Genomic DNA, 2,101 nt, shown 5'->3' on the forward strand with positions numbered 1-2,101 from the left:
GAGAAGCATCCGGAGTGGTTTCGGCGGCGGGTGGACGGGTCGGTCGCGTATGCGGAGAACCCGCCGAAGAAGTACCAGGACATTTATCCGGTGTTCTTCGATGGGGACATGGAGGGTCTGGTGGCGGAGACGCTGCGGGTCCTTCGGTTCTGGATGGGGCTGGGGGTGCGGATCTTCCGGGTGGACAATCCGCATACCAAGCCGGTGGTGTTCTGGGAGCGGGTGATCGGGGAGGTCAACCGGTTCGATCCGGATGTGATCTTCCTGGCGGAGGCGTTCACGCGGCCGGCGATGATGCGGACGCTGGCGGCGGTGGGGTTCCAGCAGTCGTACACGTATTTCACGTGGCGGAACACGAAGCGGGAGCTGACGGAGTATCTGGGGGAGGTGGCGGGGGAGACGGCGGCTTTCATGCGGCCGAACTTCTTCGTGAACACGCCGGACATTCTGTCGGGGTATCTGCAGGACGGGGGGCGGCCGGCGTTCGAGGTGCGGGCGGTGCTGGCGGCGACGCTGTCGCCGGCGTGGGGCATGTACTCGGGGTATGAGCTGTGTGAGAACGTGCCGTTGCGCAAGGGCGGTGAGGAGTATCTGGACTCGGAGAAGTACCAGTTGCGGCCCCGTGACTGGGCGGCGGCCGAGCGTGCGGGAGACACGATCGCCCCGCTGATCACGCGGCTGAACGCGATCAGGCGGGCCAGTCCGGCGCTGCGGCAGTTGCGTGATCTGCATTTCCATGAGGCGGACAAGGACGAGGTGATCGTCTACTCCAAGCGTTCGGGTGCGAACACGGTGGTGGTGGTCGTGAACCTGGATCCGCACCACACCCAGGAGGCGACGGTCTCGTTGGACATGCCGCGGCTCGGCCTTGACTGGCACGAGTCGGTGCCGGTGCGTGATGAGCTCACCGGTGTCACCTACCACTGGGGCAGGGCCAACTATGTGCGTCTGACGCCGGGTGAGCATCCCGCGCACGTACTGACCGTCCTGCGACCGTCCTCACCGCCCACCGGAGGGTCACCCACACGATGATCGTCAACGAGCCCGTCCCGGACATGTTCGAGGACACCCCCGCCGCCGACCGTGATCCGCAGTGGTTCAGGCGTGCCGTCTTCTACGAGGTTCTGGTGCGCTCCTTCCAGGACAGCAACGGTGACGGTGTGGGGGACCTGAAGGGCCTGACCGCGAAGCTGGACTATCTGCAGTGGCTGGGTGTCGACTGTCTGTGGCTGCCGCCGTTCTTCACCTCCCCGCTGCGCGACGGCGGCTACGACGTCAGCGACTACACCGCGGTCCTGCCGGAGTTCGGGGATCTGGCGGACTTCGTGGAGTTCGTCGACGCGACCCACCAGCGGGGCATGCGGGTGATCATCGACTTCGTGATGAACCACACCAGCGACCAGCATCCGTGGTTCAAGGCCTCCCGCGCGCATCCCGAGGGCCCCTACGGCGACTACTACGTGTGGGCCGACGACGACAGGCGATACCCCGACGCACGGATCATCTTCGTCGACACCGAGGCCTCCAACTGGACCTTCGATCCGGTCCGGGGGCAGTACTTCTGGCACCGGTTCTTCTCCCACCAGCCGGATCTGAACTACGAGAACCCGGCCGTGCAGGAGGAGATGATCTCCGCGCTGCGGTTCTGGCTGGACCTGGGCATCGACGGCTTCCGTCTCGACGCGGTGCCCTACCTCTACCAGCAGGAGGGAACCACCTGCGAGAACCTCCCCGCCACCCACGAGTTCCTCAAACGGGTCCGCAAGGAGATCGACGCGCACTACCCGGACACGGTGCTCCTCGCGGAGGCCAACCAGTGGCCCGAGGACGTCGTCGACTACTTCGGCGACTTCCCCAGCGGCGGCGACGAGTGCCACATGGCCTTCCACTTCCCGGTCATGCCGCGCATCTTCATGGCGGTGCGCCGGGAGTCGCGTCATCCGGTCTCCGAGATCCTGGCCAAGACCCCCGCGATCCCCGCCAACTGCCAGTGGGGGATCTTCCTGCGCAACCATGACGAGCTGACCCTGGAGATGGTCACCGACGAGGAACGCGACTACATGTGGGCGGAGTACGCCAAGGATCCGCGGATGCGGGCCAA

1 protein-coding gene and 1 pseudogene are annotated in these 2,101 nt (G+C 65.7%); both read left to right on the forward strand.

Annotated features, from left to right (window positions below; all coding sequences use genetic code 11):
* Positions 1-1,032: pseudogene (locus tag ACWD5Q_RS35365) on the forward strand (alpha-1,4-glucan--maltose-1-phosphate maltosyltransferase); the annotation flags it as partial.
* Positions 1,029-2,101: alpha-amylase family glycosyl hydrolase (locus tag ACWD5Q_RS35370; RefSeq protein WP_451431166.1), on the forward strand; the 1,073-nt coding region annotated here is incomplete at its 3' end. The pseudogene ACWD5Q_RS35365 and the gene ACWD5Q_RS35370, both read left to right, overlap by 4 nt.

It is taken from the genome of Streptomyces sp. NPDC002513, from assembly GCF_053595355.1.